This window comes from Tardiphaga sp. 862_B3_N4_1, from assembly GCF_051811085.1.
Lineage (GTDB): Bacteria > Pseudomonadota > Alphaproteobacteria > Rhizobiales > Xanthobacteraceae > Tardiphaga > Tardiphaga robiniae.
On record NZ_JBPWQB010000001.1, the window covers coordinates 3581978 to 3596901 of the forward strand.

A 14924-nucleotide genomic window follows, 5' to 3' on the forward strand; every position below is an offset into this window, starting at 1 on the left:
ATTTCAGCTAGTCCGCATCGGTCCCAAACGTGTGTCTCAGGCTTCGACGCGCTTGATGGCGAGCGACTTGAGGTAGGCTGCCGGATTTTCGGGATCGAAGACCTTGCCGTCGAAGAAGGTCTCCTTGCCGCGCGAGGTCGAGGTCGGGATCTCGGCGGCAGCGACGCCCATGGTCTTCGCCGCGTCACGCCAGATATCCTCGCGGTTGACCTTGGCGATCAGCGCCTTCGAGTCGAAGCCGGGCTCGTATTTGCCCCAGCGGATGTCTTCGGTCATGAACCAGAGATCGTGGCTCTGGAACGGATAGGACGCGAAGTCCTTCCAGTACTTCATGATGTGCGGCGAGTTCTCGACCACCTTGCCGGTGCCGTAGTCGAACTTGCCACGGGCGCGATCGAGGATGTCCTCGACCGGGCAGTTGATCCACTGCCGCTTGCCCATGATGGTAGCGAGCTCTTCCTTGTTCTCCATCTTGTCGGCCCACTGCTGGGCTTCCATGATAGCCATGGTGATCGCCTTCGCCGCCTTCGGGTTCTTGTCGACCCAGGCCGCGCGCATGCCGAGCGACTTCTCCGGATGCTTGTTCCAGATCTCGCCGGTGTTCACCGCGGTGTAGCCGATCTTCTGGTGCACGAGCTGGCCGGGCCACGGCTCGCCGACGCAGAACGCGTCCATGGTACCGACCTTCATATTCGCCACCATCTGCGGCGGCGGCACGGTAATGGTCTCGACATCCTTGTCGGGATCGATGCCACCGGCCGCGAGCCAGTAGCGGATCCACAGGTCATGCGTGCCGCCCGGGAAGGTCATCGCCACCTTCACCGACTTGCCCGCAGCCTTCTTCTTCTCGAACGCGGCTTTCAGCGGCGCGACATCGAGGCCGACCTTCAGATCGGCATATTCATTGCCGACCGAAATGCACTGCGCATCGAGATTGAGACGCGCGAGGATATACATCGGCGTCGGCTGATTGTTCTGGGTGACCTTGCCGGACGAGATCAGGTACGGCATCGGCGTCAGGATATGCGCGCCATCGATGCCATTGCCTTCGGAGCCGAGCACCATGTTGTCGCGCAGCGTGCCCCACGAGGCCTGCTTCGACACTTCCACATCGGGCATGCCGTATTTGGCGAACAGGCCCTTGTCCTTGGCAACGAACAGCGGACCGGCATCGCTTAGTGCGATGAAGCCGAGCTTGGCGCCTTTCACTTCGGGCCCGGCATCCTGCGCGAAAGCGCCGCCGGGGAAGTTCAGTCGGGCGGCCGCGAGCAAGGCAGCGGTTCCCGCGCCGGCTTTCAGAAGCTGACGGCGGCTGATCTTGCGGCCCGGCTTGTTGGTCTCTGACTTCGTCATGTGCTGCTGTCGTCCTTTCGCGCCTCGGATCGCCTGCACCGTCATTGGCCCCTCGTCACAGCGCACCTTGGGTCGAAGGCGTACGGACATAGCGGCGCGCCTGGGGGAAGCCCCATGATGGCAATGCTGGCTGGTGATTGATTGTGACGGCTACAATGGCGTCGCTAAGAACTATTCAAAGTTCGTGCCAACCGCTGCCTGATGGAAATTTCGATAAATTGCAATCACTTACCTAAAGGCAACAAGACCAGCGCAGAGAACCACGCGCATCGAAAATTTGCGGGACGCTCATTTATTGTGCGACGCACGCGGAATAGGCAATGAATTGTGAGGTACTATTTTGCCGACTTCATCGGCATGCCGACCCGTGGATCGGTGCTATCAACCGAGTCCAATTTCCAGCGAACGGATCGCTTCATGCCGACCATTCCGGTGATCACCGAACCTGCCCTCTCGTCGCTTCGAAAGGTAATCAGCACCCTGAAGGCGGCGACCGTGGTGTCCGCGGCAGCGATCCTGTCTCAGGGCAAAAGCGACCTCGAAGCGAATGCGGCGGCAGCGTTCGGTCATTTCGAGGATGTCTCACGGCAACTTCATATGTTCCGAAAGAGCGTCCTTGAGGACGCGCTGATACCGACCAAAGACAACACTGTCACTGTGGATGTCGATATCGATGCCCTCGATCGCGCCGTCGACGATATCGATCTACAGATCGCACAAACCAAAGGCGCACTCCACGCCGTCCTCGAGAGCTCTGATCGCAGCGGGCTCGAGGCCTTTGCCGAGCGCATCGGCGAACTCGGCCGCGCGCTGTTAGGCATGGTCACCCTCATCGCGCCATCGGCCGCACACGGCGATACACCGTTCCTGTTCGATCAGTTCTTCCTGGAGTCGCTGCAGGAACTCTCGCAACGCGACTGGAGCGCGACCTGATCGCAGATGGCAGACGGCCGAGATCGCTTACGCCTCGGCCTTTTCCGGCATCATCGGCTGCGGCACCGTGCCCTCGCCCGGCTTCATCCGGAAATTATAGGTCATCAGATGCCACGGCCCCGTGGCAGGCTGACCATCAGGCATAAAGGCATCGCTGCGGTTCTCGACGGTGGCGATCAGATCGTACTTCACGCCGAACACGACATCGGAGTCGAGATATTCGTCGCCCTCGATGAAGACGTGAGTGATCAGCGGTTCATAGCCGGGAGCCGCGACGAGAAAGTGCACATGCGCCGGACGCATTGGATGACGTCCCGTTTTCAGCACAAGATCTCCGGCCGGACCATCGGTCGGGATCGGATAGCTGCAGGGCAGAATGGTGCGGAAGAACAGCCGGCCATCACTGTCGGTGATGAAGCGCGCGCGCGACGAAGGGCCCTGCGTGGCATAGCTGGCTTTCTGCGAGTCGTAGAAACCGTCATCATCGGCATGCCAGATGTCAACCGGCACGCCCGTCAGCGGCTTGCCGTCGAGATCGGTGACGCGGCTCTGCACGAACATGCGCTCACCCGTGAGGCCCGGAGAGATATCAGCGCCATGCGCCATGACGGGATGCTCGCCGACATAGAACGGTCCGAGTACCGTCGTCTGTGTGGCCCCCTCACGCTCCCTGTGGTTGACGGCATCGACCAGCATCGAGACGCCCAGCACGTCAGAGAGCAAAATGAACTCCTGCCGGATCGGCGTGCATTTCTGGCCCGTGCGGGTCAGGAAGTCGATCGCCACTTCCCATTCACCGAAGGTGAGATCGGTCTTGCGAACATAGTCGTGCAAAGACTTCACGAGTTCTTGCAGCAGGAATTTCGTACGCGGATCGGGCGTCCTGTCGAAGCTCTGGATGACGGCCGCAGTGAGTTCAGTGTCATTGAATTGGGTCATAATTCCATCCTGAGCAACACGACGCGATTACATCTTTAAGGATACACCAAACAGAGCTTCACGTAAGCTCGCCCCGCTACAAACCCATATGGACAACCGCTGATTTTCATCCATAGAAACGAGCCGCGTCCACACATCGGAGTGATGTTGCAATGCCGTCCCAAAGCCTGAGCCCTTCGTCTGCGTCACCCGAACAGGTCGGCATGTCGACCACAGCACTGGCCCGCGTCGAAGCGCATCTCAAGCAGCGTTATGTCGATGCCGGCCGTTTTTCCGGCACACAGCTTCTGGTCTATCGCCACGGCGAGATCGTGCACAGCGCGACGCAGGGCTTTGCCGATCTCGAGCGAAAGATCGCCGTCAAGGACGATACGATTTTCCGCATCTATTCGATGACCAAGCCGATCACGTCGGTCGCCTTCATGATGCTGGTGGAGGAAGGGCGCGTCACGCTCGATGAACTCGTGCACAAATATATTCCGGAATGGGAAAATATCGGCGTGTTTCAGGCCGGCGTAACGGCGCCGTTCGTGACGAAGCGACCGGCCCGTCCCATGCAGATCATCGACCTGCTGCGTCACACGTCGGGACTCACTTACGGCTTCCAGCAGCGCACCAATGTCGACGCCGCCTATCGTGCACTCAAGATCGGCGAGATCGAAAAATCCGGCACGATGACATCGATGATTTCGGATCTCGCGAAGGTCCCCTTGGAATTCTCCCCGGGGGATGCATGGAATTATTCGGTCTCGACCGACGTGATCGGCTATCTCGTCGAGAAGATCAGTGGACAGCCATTCGAACAATTCCTGCAGGAACGTATCTTCGATCCGCTCGGCATGACGGATACCGGCTTCTTTGTGCCGCCCGACAAGGCGCATCGTCTCGCGGCCTGCTACGCCGCCGACGGCAAGGGCGGCTTTGTTCTTCAGGACGATCCCGCGACGAGTTCATTCCTGTCGCCGCCTAAGATGATTTCCGGCGGCGGCGGCCTATGCTCCACCGCCGCGGACTATCTCACCTTCTGTCGCGCCCTGCTCAATGGCGGTGCGCTCGGCGACGTGCGCCTGCTCGCTCCGAAGACGATCGCGCTGATGACCAACAATCATCTGCCCGGCGGTGCCTACGTCGCCGACATGTCGACGTCGATGTTCAGCGAAACGAGCTATGCCGGCGTCGGCTTCGGACTTGGATTTTCGGTGATGATGAATCCGGTCAAGACCATGATCCCCGGCAGCGCCGGTGAGTATGGATGGGGCGGCGCGGCGAGCACGGTGTTCTGGATAGACCCGGCTGAACAGCTGATCGCAATCTTCATGACACAGCTGTTGCCATCGAGCGCTTATCCGGTTCGGCGCGAGCTGCGTACCATGATCTACTCCGCGATTACCGACAGCAATGTTTAGTAACGAACGGTATGATCAATATTGCTCAGTCGGCGCGCGCCACCAGGCACCGGACGCGTTCAACATATCCAGCACGAATCAAATGAAATTCTCTCTCAGTGAGAATTTGGAATGAAACTTCCGGTGCGCATGGGACGTAGCAACAACCACCCACGGAATTGTGATATTACGTCGGTGCTACACAGGAGATCGTAAAGTGCGAAATTGCAGCTGGAAATCGCATGGAATGCTGCATGCCAGAGATTTGCAGCTTACGAATGCGAACGACTCTCAGTTATCCTGCGTGCGTCAGGCAAGTCACATGTGTATAGCATGATGACCAACTTGTACTTTCGCTTCCGCTGCAAGGCCCGTATCGATAGAAATTGAGTTCCGGTATTCGTTGGAAGTTTTGCAAGCAATGCGAAGTAGCAACAGAATACCGCAAGGTTTTTTGTACGATTGGATGACCCTCGCGATTACGTGTCGATCAATTCGAGTATCGCGACGATTTCAGCCATCCCAATCGTCATGACGATGTGTATAACAGAGATGCCTTTGAAAGTTAGCTTTAAGGGCTCTCGGGCTAAGAAGCTCTAACAAGAAAATAAAACCAAACTCCCTTATTCAAACAAACTGAATGGTGACGAATGAAGCAACGTAGCGCCGGCAAACCCGACATTGAGATGGGCAAGAGGATCCGTCTGCGTCGTGTTGAGCAGAAAATTTCGCAGGCGGATTTAGGCGAAAAGCTGGGCGTCAGCTTCCAGCAGGTTCAGAAGTACGAAAAGGGTGTCAATCGCGTTGGCGCTGCGCGTCTTCAGCAGATTGCGACGGCGCTCGATGTGCCGGTCACCTTCTTCTACGATGGCGATGGCAAGAGCCGTGAAGTGGAAAGCTTACTGTTCCTCGATAGCGCTTTCAGCCTCCGCTTGCTTCGTGCTTACAGCCGCATCAAGAGCCAGACGGTCCAGCGCCAGATGGTCGTCCTGATGGAAGCGATCGCCGACGAAGAGAAGTAATCGTCGCATGGCCGCCGGAGCGACCCGGCCGCTGATCGGCTCGATTTCAATCCCCCCTCGACACGAAAAGAACTCGCCGTAACCGCGGCGAGATTTTACGCATCTGCACCTAGCGGTGGCACAGTTGTTGCTGGAATATTCGTGAACCTCAGGGGGAGCGAACCATGTCTACAGCTACGATTACCGCCGTCGAACCAATCCGCAAGCCTCTCTATCAGTCGCTCTTCGTGCAGGTGCTTGTCGCCTTGCTACTCGGCATCGTCCTTGGCATCGCCGTGCCCGACTTCGCCGTCGGCCTGAAGGTCTTCAGCGACGCCTTCCTCAAACTCATCTCCATGATTGTGGCCCCCATCGTGTTCTGTGTGGTGGTGCATGGCATTGCCGGCGCAGGTGACTTGAAGAAAGTCGGCAGGGTTGGCGTCAAGGCGCTGATCTATTTCGAGGCCATGACCACGCTGGCGCTCGTTGTCGGCCTGGTGCTGGCCTATCTGTTCGGCCCGGGCCACGGCATGAACATCAATCCGGCCTCGCTCGACGGCAAGGCACTCACGACGGTCGCAGACAACGCTCACAAGCTGCAGGGCGGCGGCATCGGTAGTTTCCTGCTCAACATCATTCCGACCACCTCGTTCGACGCTCTGGCGCGCAACGACGTCCTGCAGGTGCTGTTCTTCGCCATCCTGTTCGGCACCAGCCTGGCGCTGGTCGGTGGCGAGAAAGGCGAGCGGATTTCGAGCTTCATCGAAGCCGTATCGACCGTTCTGTTCCGCGCCATGGGACTGATCGTTCGCCTCGCCCCGATCGGCGTGCTCGGCGCTGTCGCCTATACGGTCGGACGCTACGGTGTCGGATCGCTGAAGCAACTCGTCTCGCTGGTGGTGCTGTTCTATGTCTCGGTCGCGATCTTCGTCTTCGGCGTACTCGGCGGCGTGATGGCGCTGGCCGGGCTGAACATCATCAAATTCCTGAACTATCTGCGCGAAGAACTCACCATCGTGCTCGCCACCGCGTCATCGGATGCAGTGCTGCCCCAGGTCATGCGCAAACTCGAACGGCTCGGCGTCAAGGACAACGTGGTCGGCCTCGTGATCCCGACAGGCTACTCGTTCAATCTCGATGCATTCTCGATCTATCTGACGCTGGCCGTCGTGTTCATCGCGCAGGCCACGAATACACCGCTGTCTTTCGGCGATCTCATGCTGGTGCTGGGCGTCTCGCTGGTAACGTCGAAGGGCGCCCATGGCGTACCGGGCTCAGCGATCGTGATCCTTGCCGCGACGCTGAATGCCGTGCCGAGCATTCCCGCCATCGGTCTCGTGCTGGTGCTGTCGGTAGACTGGTTCATCGGCATGGCCCGCGCGCTCGGCAACCTGATCGGCAACTGCGTTGCCACCGTCGTGGTCGGCGCATGGGAAGGCGATCTCGACCATGCCAAGGCGAAGCGTGTGTTGGATGGCGAAGAGCTCGTGGATGTAACGGCCGGCTAATCGCGTCACCCGTCAAAAAAGAAGCGGCCCGAAGGCCGCTTCTCAACGTCAGAATGAATGCTTCAACCTTACGCCGGCGTGAGGATCGCGCGGCCGACCAGCTTGCCGTCTTTCAGGTCGTTCAGAGCGGCATTGGCTTTTGCGAGCGGCATCGGGCTTGTCGGGATCGGCTGCACCTTCTTGGTGCGCACCAGCTCCAGCAATTCCTTGGTCTCGCGGAGATTGCCGACATAGCTGCCCTGGATGGTGAGCGCCTTCATGGCGATCAGCGGCAGCGCCCAGGTGGCGCCGCCACCGAACAGGCCGACCATGATCAGCTTGCCGCCCTTGGAGAGCACGTCGAAGCCGAGCTGCGTCGTTGACGGAGTGCCGACCAGATCGATCACCGACAGAATCGGCTGACCGGCGGCCTTGGCAAGCTGCTCAAGCGCGTCGGGCGCATTGCCGTCCACGGCCGCCAGAGCGCCGGCCTTGATCGCCGCCTCGCGCTTTCGCGCATCGATATCGACAACGATGGCGCCCTTGCCCCCCATCGCCTTCAACAGTTCAAGCGCCATCAGGCCGAGGCCACCAGCGCCGAAGATCACGATCGGATTGCCGAGATCGCTCTCGATCTTCTTCAGCGCGCTATAGGTGGTGACGCCCGAGCAGGCGTAAGGCGCGGCGATGACCGGATCCATGCCCTTGAGGTCGATCAGGTAGCGCGGATGCGGCACTAGAAGGTGATCGGAGTAACCACCGTCGCAATGTACGCCGAGGCAGCGCGGCGCGAGGCAGAGATTCTCATCACCGGCAAGACAGACCGCACATTTGCCGCAGCCGATCCATGGATAGGCCAATGCGATATCGCCAATCTTGACGCCGCCGGCTTCCTGCTGCGCATCCGGACCAAAGGCAATGACTTCGCCGACGGTCTCGTGGCCCATGGTGCGCGGCAGCGTGATGCCGCGATCCTTCAGCGATAGCTTCTTGCGGCCGTGGCCGAGTTCATAGCCGCCTTCCCAGATGTGCAGGTCGCTATGGCAGACGCCGGCAGCCTTCACGCGGATCAGCACCTGCGTGCCGGTCGGCTGCGGTGTCTGCTCGTCGACCTCGCCGAGCGGCTCGTTGAATTCGAGAACCTTGAAGCTCTTCATTGTGTTTTCTCTCCCGGTTGAAGTTTCTTGTTATCCGCAGGATGGGTCGAGCGAAGCGAAACCCATCGCATAGAACCCGATCATGATGGGTTTCGCGACGACGCTCTACCCATCCTGCTGGGTCTCAGCCATGCGTTGCGCTTGCGCTCCTGATCGCTTCCCACACCTTGATGGGTGACAGCGGCGTATTGAGCTGCGTGATGCCCAGTGGTTGCAGCGCATCCAGCACGCCATTGACGATGCAGGGCGGACCGCCGATCGCGCCGGATTCGCCGCAGCCCTTCGAGCCGATCGGGTTGGTGACGCAGGGTGCCGAACCATCCAATGTCACTGACAGAGGTGGCAGGTCGCCGGCGCGCGGAATGCAGTAATCCTGATAGCTGGCTGTGATGAGCTGGCCATCCTCGTCGTAATGAACGTTCTCGAACAGCGCCTGGCCGATGCCCTGCGCCACGCCGCCGTGGATCTGGCCGGTCACCAGCATCGGATTCACCGCTACGCCGACATCGTCGACCGTGGTGTAACGAACGACATTGGTGATGCCGGTCTCCGGATCGATCTCGACCTCGCAGATATGCGTTCCGTTCGGCCAGGTCGGGCCGTCCGCCACGCCGGTGGACTCGACGCTGAGCTGTTCGCCGTCTTCGGCCTTCGCGATTTCGAACAGGCCGACGCGCTTGTCGGTGCCGACGACGGTGAGGAAGCCCGCGGAATACTCGATGTCCTCCACGGAGGCTTCGAGCATGTTGGCCGCCTTCTCGCGCGCCTTGGCGATCATGTCGGCGGCCGACACCACCGCGGCAGTGCCGCCAACGAACAGCGAACGCGAACCGACACTACCCATGCCGACGATGACGTCGGTATCGCCCTGGATCACATCGATCTTGTCGATGCCAATGCCAAGGGCTTCAGAGACGAGCTGCGAATAAGCGGTCTGCAGGCCCTGTCCCATTGCCATGGTGCCGGAATGCAGGATGACGCGGCCATTGGCCGTGGCGCGCAGGCGAACCTTCTCGGTGGTGCCCGGACCGCCGGTCCATTCGATGTAGCTGGTGAGCCCGCGGCCGTAGAGCAGGCCTTTCTTCTTCGCCGCCTTCTTGCGCGCGGCGAAGCCGTCCCAATCCGACAATTCGGTGGCGCGGTCGAGCATGTGCGCGAAGGCGCCGCTGTCATAGGTCTGGCCGACGGCGTTCTTGTAGGGAAACTGCGTCGGCTTGATGTAATTCACCTTGCGGATCGCCCGCGGATCCATGCCCATCTGCCGCGCGGCGGCATCCATCAAGCGCTCGATGATGAAAACGGCTTCCGGACGCCCGGCACCGCGATAGGCGCCCACCGGCGCGGTGTTCGTGATGACCGCCTTGATATCGTAATGCACGTTCTGCAGGTCGTAGACGCCGGTCTGCACGAACGGTCCCAACACCAACGGAATGATGACCGCGGTCGCCGACATATAGGCACCGGTGCCGCCGATCGAACGCACGCGATAGGCCAAGATCCGACCCTTGGCATCGAGCGCGAGTTCTGCCGTCGACGTCAGATCGCGACCATGCGTCCCGCCGACGAATTCATCGGTGCGATCGCCGCGCCAGCGGATCGTCTTGTTCAGCTTCACGGCTACATAGGCGACGACGCCGTCTTCCGGATACAGGCTCGTCTTCTGGCCGAAACCGCCGCCGATATCACCCACCACCACGCGGATCGATTCCTTCGGACGCTTGAGCACCGCGTCGGCAAGGATATCGCGGGTCGATGCCGGGGTCTGCGACTGCACGTACAGGGTCAGCTTGCCGGACTTCTTGTCGACTTCAGCGATGGTCGAGCGCGGCTCCATGGCCGATGGCACGAGACGCTGACTCACGATGTCCAGCGACACCGTATGCTTGGCAGCGGCAAAAGCAGCCTCCACCTTGGCAGGATCGCCATAGCTGGTGGCCGCGACAATATTGTCCGGTGCATCCGGCCAGACCACGGCCGCACCGGGCTTCATCGCCTCGACGGGATCGACCACCGCGGGCAGGACGTCATAGCTGATGTCGATCGCCTCGGCCGCGAGCTGGGCAGCGGCGCGCGACGTGGCGACGATCGCCGCCACTGCTTCGCCGGCGAACCGCACGACCTCGTGCGCGAGCAGCCGGCGCGGCGGAAAGGTCGCCGCCGAGCCGTCGGGACGCTTGAAGATCGGCAGCGTCGGCAGCGTGCCGACATCGTCGGCCACGAGATCCGCGCCGGTATAGATCGCCTCGATACCGGGCATCGCCTTGGCGGCGGCCACGTCAATCGCGGTGATCTTCGCATGGGCATGCGGCGAGCGCAGCAGATGCAGCCACAGCGCGCCGTCTTCCGGCTTGTCGTCGATGAATTTGCCCTGCCCGGTGAGAAGTCTTTGATCTTCAAGGCGCTTGGGAGAAAGACCGGCGCCGAAGCGCAGATTGCCGGGCAGAATGTTCATCAGACGTCCTTCAATGGCGAGCCTTACGGGCGGGCTGTATGGTTTCTAGCCCAGAAAGACCGCGTGAGCCAACAGGCCAGCCGCACAAGGCTGAGCGACAGAATGTGCATGAGCGCTGCTCGTTTGCGCGTCTGGCGGCAACGACATCGATCAGCCGACATCCCGCAAAACGGCCTCGATCACCTTGCGCTCGTCCGCGGTCAAAGCCGGCTGCGGGGCCACGGGGTCGCCGACCTCATAGCCCTGGATCGCGAGGCCCGTCTTGATGCAGGCCGCCAGATTATAGCGCGCAAAGGCCTCGTTGAGCCGCCACATCCGCCGCTGCAAGACCATGGCCTCGTCCCAGCGATGCGCCTTGCAGAGATTGTAGAGTTCGACGCTCTGCTTCGGCACGACGCAGGCAGGTCCCGCCATCCAGCCAACGCCGCCGATCAGCATGACGGCTGACGGAATATGCGCCGAGGCGGCAAACACTTTCAGTTTGTCGCCGCAGCGGTTGATGATCGACAACAGCCGGCCGGTATTGGTGGAGGCATCCTTGATATACTGGATGCGCGGATGCTCGGCGAGCCGCGCCACGACGTCGAGCGTCAGATCCGAACGCTGGAATTGCGGATTGGTGTAGATCACCACGGGAATATCGACGGCATCGGCGATGGCGCGGAAGTAGGATTCGATCTGCGCATCCTTGAGCGGGAAATACGCTTCGAGAATAGCCAGGATGCCGGTGGCGCCGAGCTTCTGATACGACTTCGCCTGCGCCACCGCATCGACCGTCGAGGTCGATGCCACGCCTGCCACCACCGGCACGCGCCCGCCTGCCGCATCGATCGTGGCCTGCACCACCGTCCTGCGCTGCTCGCGATTGAGATAGGCGAATTCGCCGGTCGAGCCGAGCGGCGTCAGACCATGCACGCCCGCGCCGATGAGATCGCCGCACAGGCGGCCCAGCACATCGGTGCGGATACGCCCCTCGTCGTCAGCCGGCGAGACGAGATAGGGAAACACGCCGTGGAAATCTGCCATCGCATCAGGCCTTCGGCTTAAAATTCTCGATCACGCGCAACAACACGCGCGCACCGACCTCGACATCCGCATCGTCCACATGCTCGGCAGGATTGTGGCTGATCCCGCCGCGACAGCGCACGAACAGCATCGCCACATCGGCAATATCGGTCATCGCCATGCCGTCATGGCCGGCCCCGCTCGGCAGCTCGAACGCGCGATAGCCCTCGGCAGTAATTGCATCGGCGATCTGCTTCTGCAGCCAGGGCGCACACGGCACCGTGCGATTCTCATGGGTGATGTTGATCTGCAGATCGAGCTTGCGCGCTTTGGCGATCGACTCGATCTCGCGCACCATGTCGGTGATGGCGAGCTTGCGATAGGAATCCTTCGGCGATCGGATATCCATGGTGAACGACACCAGACCCGGGATCACATTGGTCGCGCCCGGCATCGCGTTGATATAGCCGACGGTGCCGACAAGACCGCCGCGGTCCGACTGGCAGAACTCCTCGATCGCAACGATACATTCGGCGGCGCCCACCAGTGCATCGCGTCGCATCGCCATCGGCACCGTGCCGGCATGACCGGCCATGCCGTGCAACTCGACAGCAAGCCGCGTCGCACCCGAAATGGCAGTCACGACCCCTACCGGAAGCTTCTGCGCTTCAAGCACGGGCCCCTGCTCGATATGCAATTCGAGATAGGCCAGCAATTCGCCGGGCGCGCGCGCTGCGGCGCCGACGTGATCGGGATCGAGGCCGAAGGTGATCATCGCCTCGCGCATCGAGATACCCGCTTTGTCGCGGCCGCCGAGCACGCTCTCGACAAACGTCCCGGCCACCGCGCGGCTGCCGAGCAGCGTCGAGGCGAAGCGTACGCCCTCCTCGTCGGCGAAGGCGGCGATCTCGATGGCGAATGGCAGACGCAGACCACGGCGATTGAGATCGCTAACGCAGGAAATCGCCGTGATGATCCCGAGCGGTCCGTCCCAGCGGCCGGCATCGCGCACGGTGTCGTAATGTGAGCCCAGCATCAGGCACGGCAGACCGGGCCGGTCGCCTTCATAGCGTCCGCAGACATTCCCGATCGCATCGATACGCGCCCGCATGCCGGCTGCCTGCATCCATCCGATGATCAGTTCGGCGGCAGTACGATGTTCCGGTGTAAGGAATATTCGTGTGATGTTGTCCGGCGCTTCCGAAATAGCAGCCAGCGCATTGATGCGTTCGACGATCTCGCCGCCGAGCGATTGGCCGGAAGCTCCGACGACTTTCTCTTCCATCGCAATCATGCTTCTTTGTTCAGACCACAGACCCGGCTGGGACTTGAACGATTTAGATCGTCAATACTAGTGCGGCCAGCGGGCCAAAGCGAATCCGCGCCTAGCCTCGCGGGAAACTAGCAGATTTCGACGCGCCGACGACAGGAGCCCCCTGATGCCAAAGCAAGACTCGTCGAGTAGGGATGAGGCCTTTCTCAGGCTTTCTTTCGACGCTGCACGCAAAGCCGTGGAGCGCGGCAACCATCCGTTTGGTGCGATCCTGGTCGATGCGCACGGCAAGGTCCTGATGGAAGCCGGTAACGCCTTCATGCCCTCTCATGACGGCACCGCCCATGCAGAGCGGCTGCTGTGCAGCGAAGCCTCGATTGCCTATGAAGAGACCGAGCTGAAGACCTTCACGCTGTATTCGTCGGCAGAACCCTGCGCGATGTGCGCGGGCGCGATCTATTGGGTCGGCATTGGACGGCTGGTTTATGGGCTCGGCGAAGCAAGGCTCAAGGCGATCACCGGCGACCATCCGGAGAATCCCACGCTTGATCTGCCTTGCCGCAATGTCTTTGCTGCCGGGCAGAAGAGCATCGAGGTCGTCGGACCGCTGCTCGAAGACGAGGCAGCCGCGCAGCACGAGAATTTCTGGGCGCAGCTGCGCTAGCGGCACGCGCGCAGGAGCTTGCAAAAAACTGAAGGCGCCGCGAGGACATCGCGACGCCATCAGCCTGGAGATTGGCCTTGGAGAATTAGCCCCGGAAGTCAGCTCAGATCAGAACTTGACGGTGACGCCGGAATAGAGCGAGTCCTCGCGGCACGATCCGGGCGCAAACGTGGTGCACGGCAGGCTGGCATTCTCATCCAAGCCGAACTTGTTCCGCCAGAGCCGATAGGCCACCCACACGTCGACATTGTGAGTGTATTTCGGTCCCCAGATCGCCTTGCTGGCGTCGAAGGTCAGACGGATCGGTTCGGCGTTGATCTCCATCTTGGTTGCCGTGCCGATGATCTGGCCGTTCTCCGAACCTTTCGGCCCGTAGAAGCCTGCGCGGCCGCTGATCGCGAAATAATCCATGCTCGGCGGCAGGAAGCCGAGATCCATGTAGTAATTGAGTTCAACGGCCCAGGTCGGGTTGAACTGGCGGTTGCCATCGATGTTACAGGAGACGCCAGGAATCTGGCCGGGAGCCCCGGCATAACCACACTGCGTGAACGTGCTGCGATTGGCGAATTCGTAGTAGAACAACGGATTGACGTTGAAGAAGCCCTTGTAAGGCAGGTCGAAAGCGAATTGCAGACCGGTCACGACGTCGCGCTTGGATGCGGAGAAGAACCGATTTTCAGTGCTGCCATCCGCACCGATGACGAACGACACGTTGCGCAGCGGCCCCATCGAGAAGGCCTTGGTGTTGAAGACCTCGTTGAAGCCGATCGTGCTACGGATCAGGCCGTAGATTTCTGTTGCGCCTTCGCAGCCCGTGATCGGACGCAGCGGATCGGCGCACGGATTAGCCGGGCTGCTCTTACCCGCCTTTTCGAGACCGATGTTGAAGAAGTTGGTGCCGTAGGTCCACACGTCGAAGTGGGTGAAGGCGAAGACCTGCTTGGTGGTCTTGGCGGTGACGCCGGGATCGACCGCCCCCCACTGATAGGCATAGGTGAAACGGTTATCGATCAGCAGGAAGAACGGCAGATCCGGGATCGGCTTTGCCTTGACCGGCATGGCCGCCATGTCGGCGGCGCCTGCCGAGCCTGTCGGCACCATGGCTGTTAGCGACAGCAACGTCGCGGCTGCGATTGCGCGGAAACGATTGGCCATTGGAATTACCCCCACCTGTTGACAATGATTGCGTGCCTCTCGCGAGAGAGTTGTTGCAATCAGTCCGGGTGAGAAGCCTCAACTTTTTCCAATAGTTGCCACGGATTTCATCAGGGATGC

General features: G+C 60.7%; 12 protein-coding genes. 5 read left to right on the forward strand and 7 right to left on the reverse strand.

Going from position 1 to position 14924, the window contains the following annotated elements; all coding sequences use genetic code 11:
• Positions 1–36: 36 nt before the first annotated feature.
• A complete protein-coding gene (locus AB8B02_RS17090) occupies positions 37–1353 on the reverse strand; it encodes a CmpA/NrtA family ABC transporter substrate-binding protein (protein WP_089265247.1) in 1317 nt (438 codons plus the stop codon).
• A gap of 327 nt (positions 1354–1680) precedes the next feature.
• Between AB8B02_RS17090 and AB8B02_RS17095 the strand changes: the two genes are divergently transcribed.
• A complete protein-coding gene (locus AB8B02_RS17095; RefSeq protein ID WP_439064535.1) occupies positions 1681–2286 on the forward strand; it encodes a hypothetical protein in 606 nt (201 codons plus the stop codon).
• Between the two features lie 27 nt (positions 2287–2313).
• Here the strand turns inward: AB8B02_RS17095 and AB8B02_RS17100 are convergent, their stop codons facing one another.
• Positions 2314–3225 carry an intradiol ring-cleavage dioxygenase gene (locus tag AB8B02_RS17100; protein ID WP_439064536.1) on the reverse strand — a complete coding sequence of 304 codons (912 nt, stop codon included), beginning with the start codon at positions 3223–3225 and terminating at the stop codon, positions 2314–2316.
• 152 nt (positions 3226–3377) lie between these two features.
• On the opposite strand from AB8B02_RS17100, the gene AB8B02_RS17105 reads away from it, so the two are divergent.
• The 3 genes from AB8B02_RS17105 to AB8B02_RS17115 all read left to right on the forward strand — a co-directional run bounded on the left by AB8B02_RS17105 (position 3378) and on the right by AB8B02_RS17115 (position 7119).
• Positions 3378–4631, forward strand: coding sequence for a serine hydrolase domain-containing protein (locus AB8B02_RS17105; protein ID WP_439064537.1), 1254 nt, complete (start codon positions 3378–3380; stop codon positions 4629–4631).
• 629 nt (positions 4632–5260) lie between these two features.
• The gene (locus AB8B02_RS17110; protein ID WP_089265251.1) at positions 5261–5632 is read left to right on the forward strand and encodes a helix-turn-helix domain-containing protein; all 372 of its coding nucleotides are present in this window, start codon (positions 5261–5263) and stop codon (positions 5630–5632) included.
• A 164-nt stretch (positions 5633–5796) separates the two neighbouring features.
• A complete protein-coding gene (locus AB8B02_RS17115) occupies positions 5797–7119 on the forward strand; it encodes a dicarboxylate/amino acid:cation symporter (protein ID WP_089265252.1) in 1323 nt (440 codons plus the stop codon).
• Positions 7120–7187: 68 nt separating this feature from the next.
• Here the strand turns inward: AB8B02_RS17115 and AB8B02_RS17120 are convergent, their stop codons facing one another.
• The 4 genes from AB8B02_RS17120 to AB8B02_RS17135 form a co-directional block, all read right to left on the reverse strand.
• On the reverse strand, positions 7188–8255 hold the full coding sequence (locus AB8B02_RS17120) for an alcohol dehydrogenase (protein WP_093756673.1): 1068 nt from the start codon (positions 8253–8255) through the stop codon (positions 7188–7190).
• A gap of 124 nt (positions 8256–8379) precedes the next feature.
• Complete coding sequence (locus tag AB8B02_RS17125) at positions 8380–10707, reverse strand: xanthine dehydrogenase family protein molybdopterin-binding subunit (protein ID WP_439064538.1); 2328 nt, start codon at positions 10705–10707, stop codon at positions 8380–8382.
• A 150-nt stretch (positions 10708–10857) separates the two neighbouring features.
• Complete coding sequence (locus AB8B02_RS17130; protein WP_439064539.1) at positions 10858–11733, reverse strand: dihydrodipicolinate synthase family protein; 876 nt, start codon at positions 11731–11733, stop codon at positions 10858–10860.
• A gap of 4 nt (positions 11734–11737) precedes the next feature.
• A complete protein-coding gene (locus AB8B02_RS17135) occupies positions 11738–12997 on the reverse strand; it encodes an allantoate amidohydrolase (RefSeq protein ID WP_439064540.1) in 1260 nt (419 codons plus the stop codon).
• Between the two features lie 154 nt (positions 12998–13151).
• Between AB8B02_RS17135 and AB8B02_RS17140 the strand changes: the two genes are divergently transcribed.
• Positions 13152–13649 (forward strand): nucleoside deaminase, encoded by a 498-nt coding sequence (locus AB8B02_RS17140; protein ID WP_439064541.1) that lies wholly within the window; start codon positions 13152–13154, stop codon positions 13647–13649.
• A gap of 108 nt (positions 13650–13757) precedes the next feature.
• Here AB8B02_RS17140 and AB8B02_RS17145 read toward each other — a convergent pair whose 3' ends face one another.
• On the reverse strand, positions 13758–14804 hold the full coding sequence (locus AB8B02_RS17145) for a hypothetical protein (protein WP_089265258.1): 1047 nt from the start codon (positions 14802–14804) through the stop codon (positions 13758–13760).
• Between the last annotated feature and the right edge of the window lie 120 nt (positions 14805–14924).

What these genes read in the sequence shown, in the direction of transcription:
- AB8B02_RS17115 (WP_089265252.1), top strand. Translation starts at nt 5,797, where the DNA reads ATGTCTACAGCTACGATTACCGCCGTCGAACCAATCCGCAAGCCTCTC.
- AB8B02_RS17130 (WP_439064539.1), bottom strand. Translation starts at nt 11,733, where the DNA reads ATGGCAGATTTCCACGGCGTGTTTCCCTATCTCGTCTCGCCGGCTGAC.
- AB8B02_RS17140 (WP_439064541.1), top strand. Translation starts at nt 13,152, where the DNA reads ATGCCAAAGCAAGACTCGTCGAGTAGGGATGAGGCCTTTCTCAGGCTT.
- AB8B02_RS17135 (WP_439064540.1), bottom strand. Translation starts at nt 12,997, where the DNA reads ATGGAAGAGAAAGTCGTCGGAGCTTCCGGCCAATCGCTCGGCGGCGAG.
- AB8B02_RS17120 (WP_093756673.1), bottom strand. Translation starts at nt 8,255, where the DNA reads ATGAAGAGCTTCAAGGTTCTCGAATTCAACGAGCCGCTCGGCGAGGTC.
- AB8B02_RS17090 (WP_089265247.1), bottom strand. Translation starts at nt 1,353, where the DNA reads ATGACGAAGTCAGAGACCAACAAGCCGGGCCGCAAGATCAGCCGCCGT.
- AB8B02_RS17105 (WP_439064537.1), top strand. Translation starts at nt 3,378, where the DNA reads ATGCCGTCCCAAAGCCTGAGCCCTTCGTCTGCGTCACCCGAACAGGTC.
- AB8B02_RS17125 (WP_439064538.1), bottom strand. Translation starts at nt 10,707, where the DNA reads ATGAACATTCTGCCCGGCAATCTGCGCTTCGGCGCCGGTCTTTCTCCC.
- AB8B02_RS17100 (WP_439064536.1), bottom strand. Translation starts at nt 3,225, where the DNA reads ATGACCCAATTCAATGACACTGAACTCACTGCGGCCGTCATCCAGAGC.
- AB8B02_RS17110 (WP_089265251.1), top strand. Translation starts at nt 5,261, where the DNA reads ATGAAGCAACGTAGCGCCGGCAAACCCGACATTGAGATGGGCAAGAGG.
- AB8B02_RS17145 (WP_089265258.1), bottom strand. Translation starts at nt 14,804, where the DNA reads ATGGCCAATCGTTTCCGCGCAATCGCAGCCGCGACGTTGCTGTCGCTA.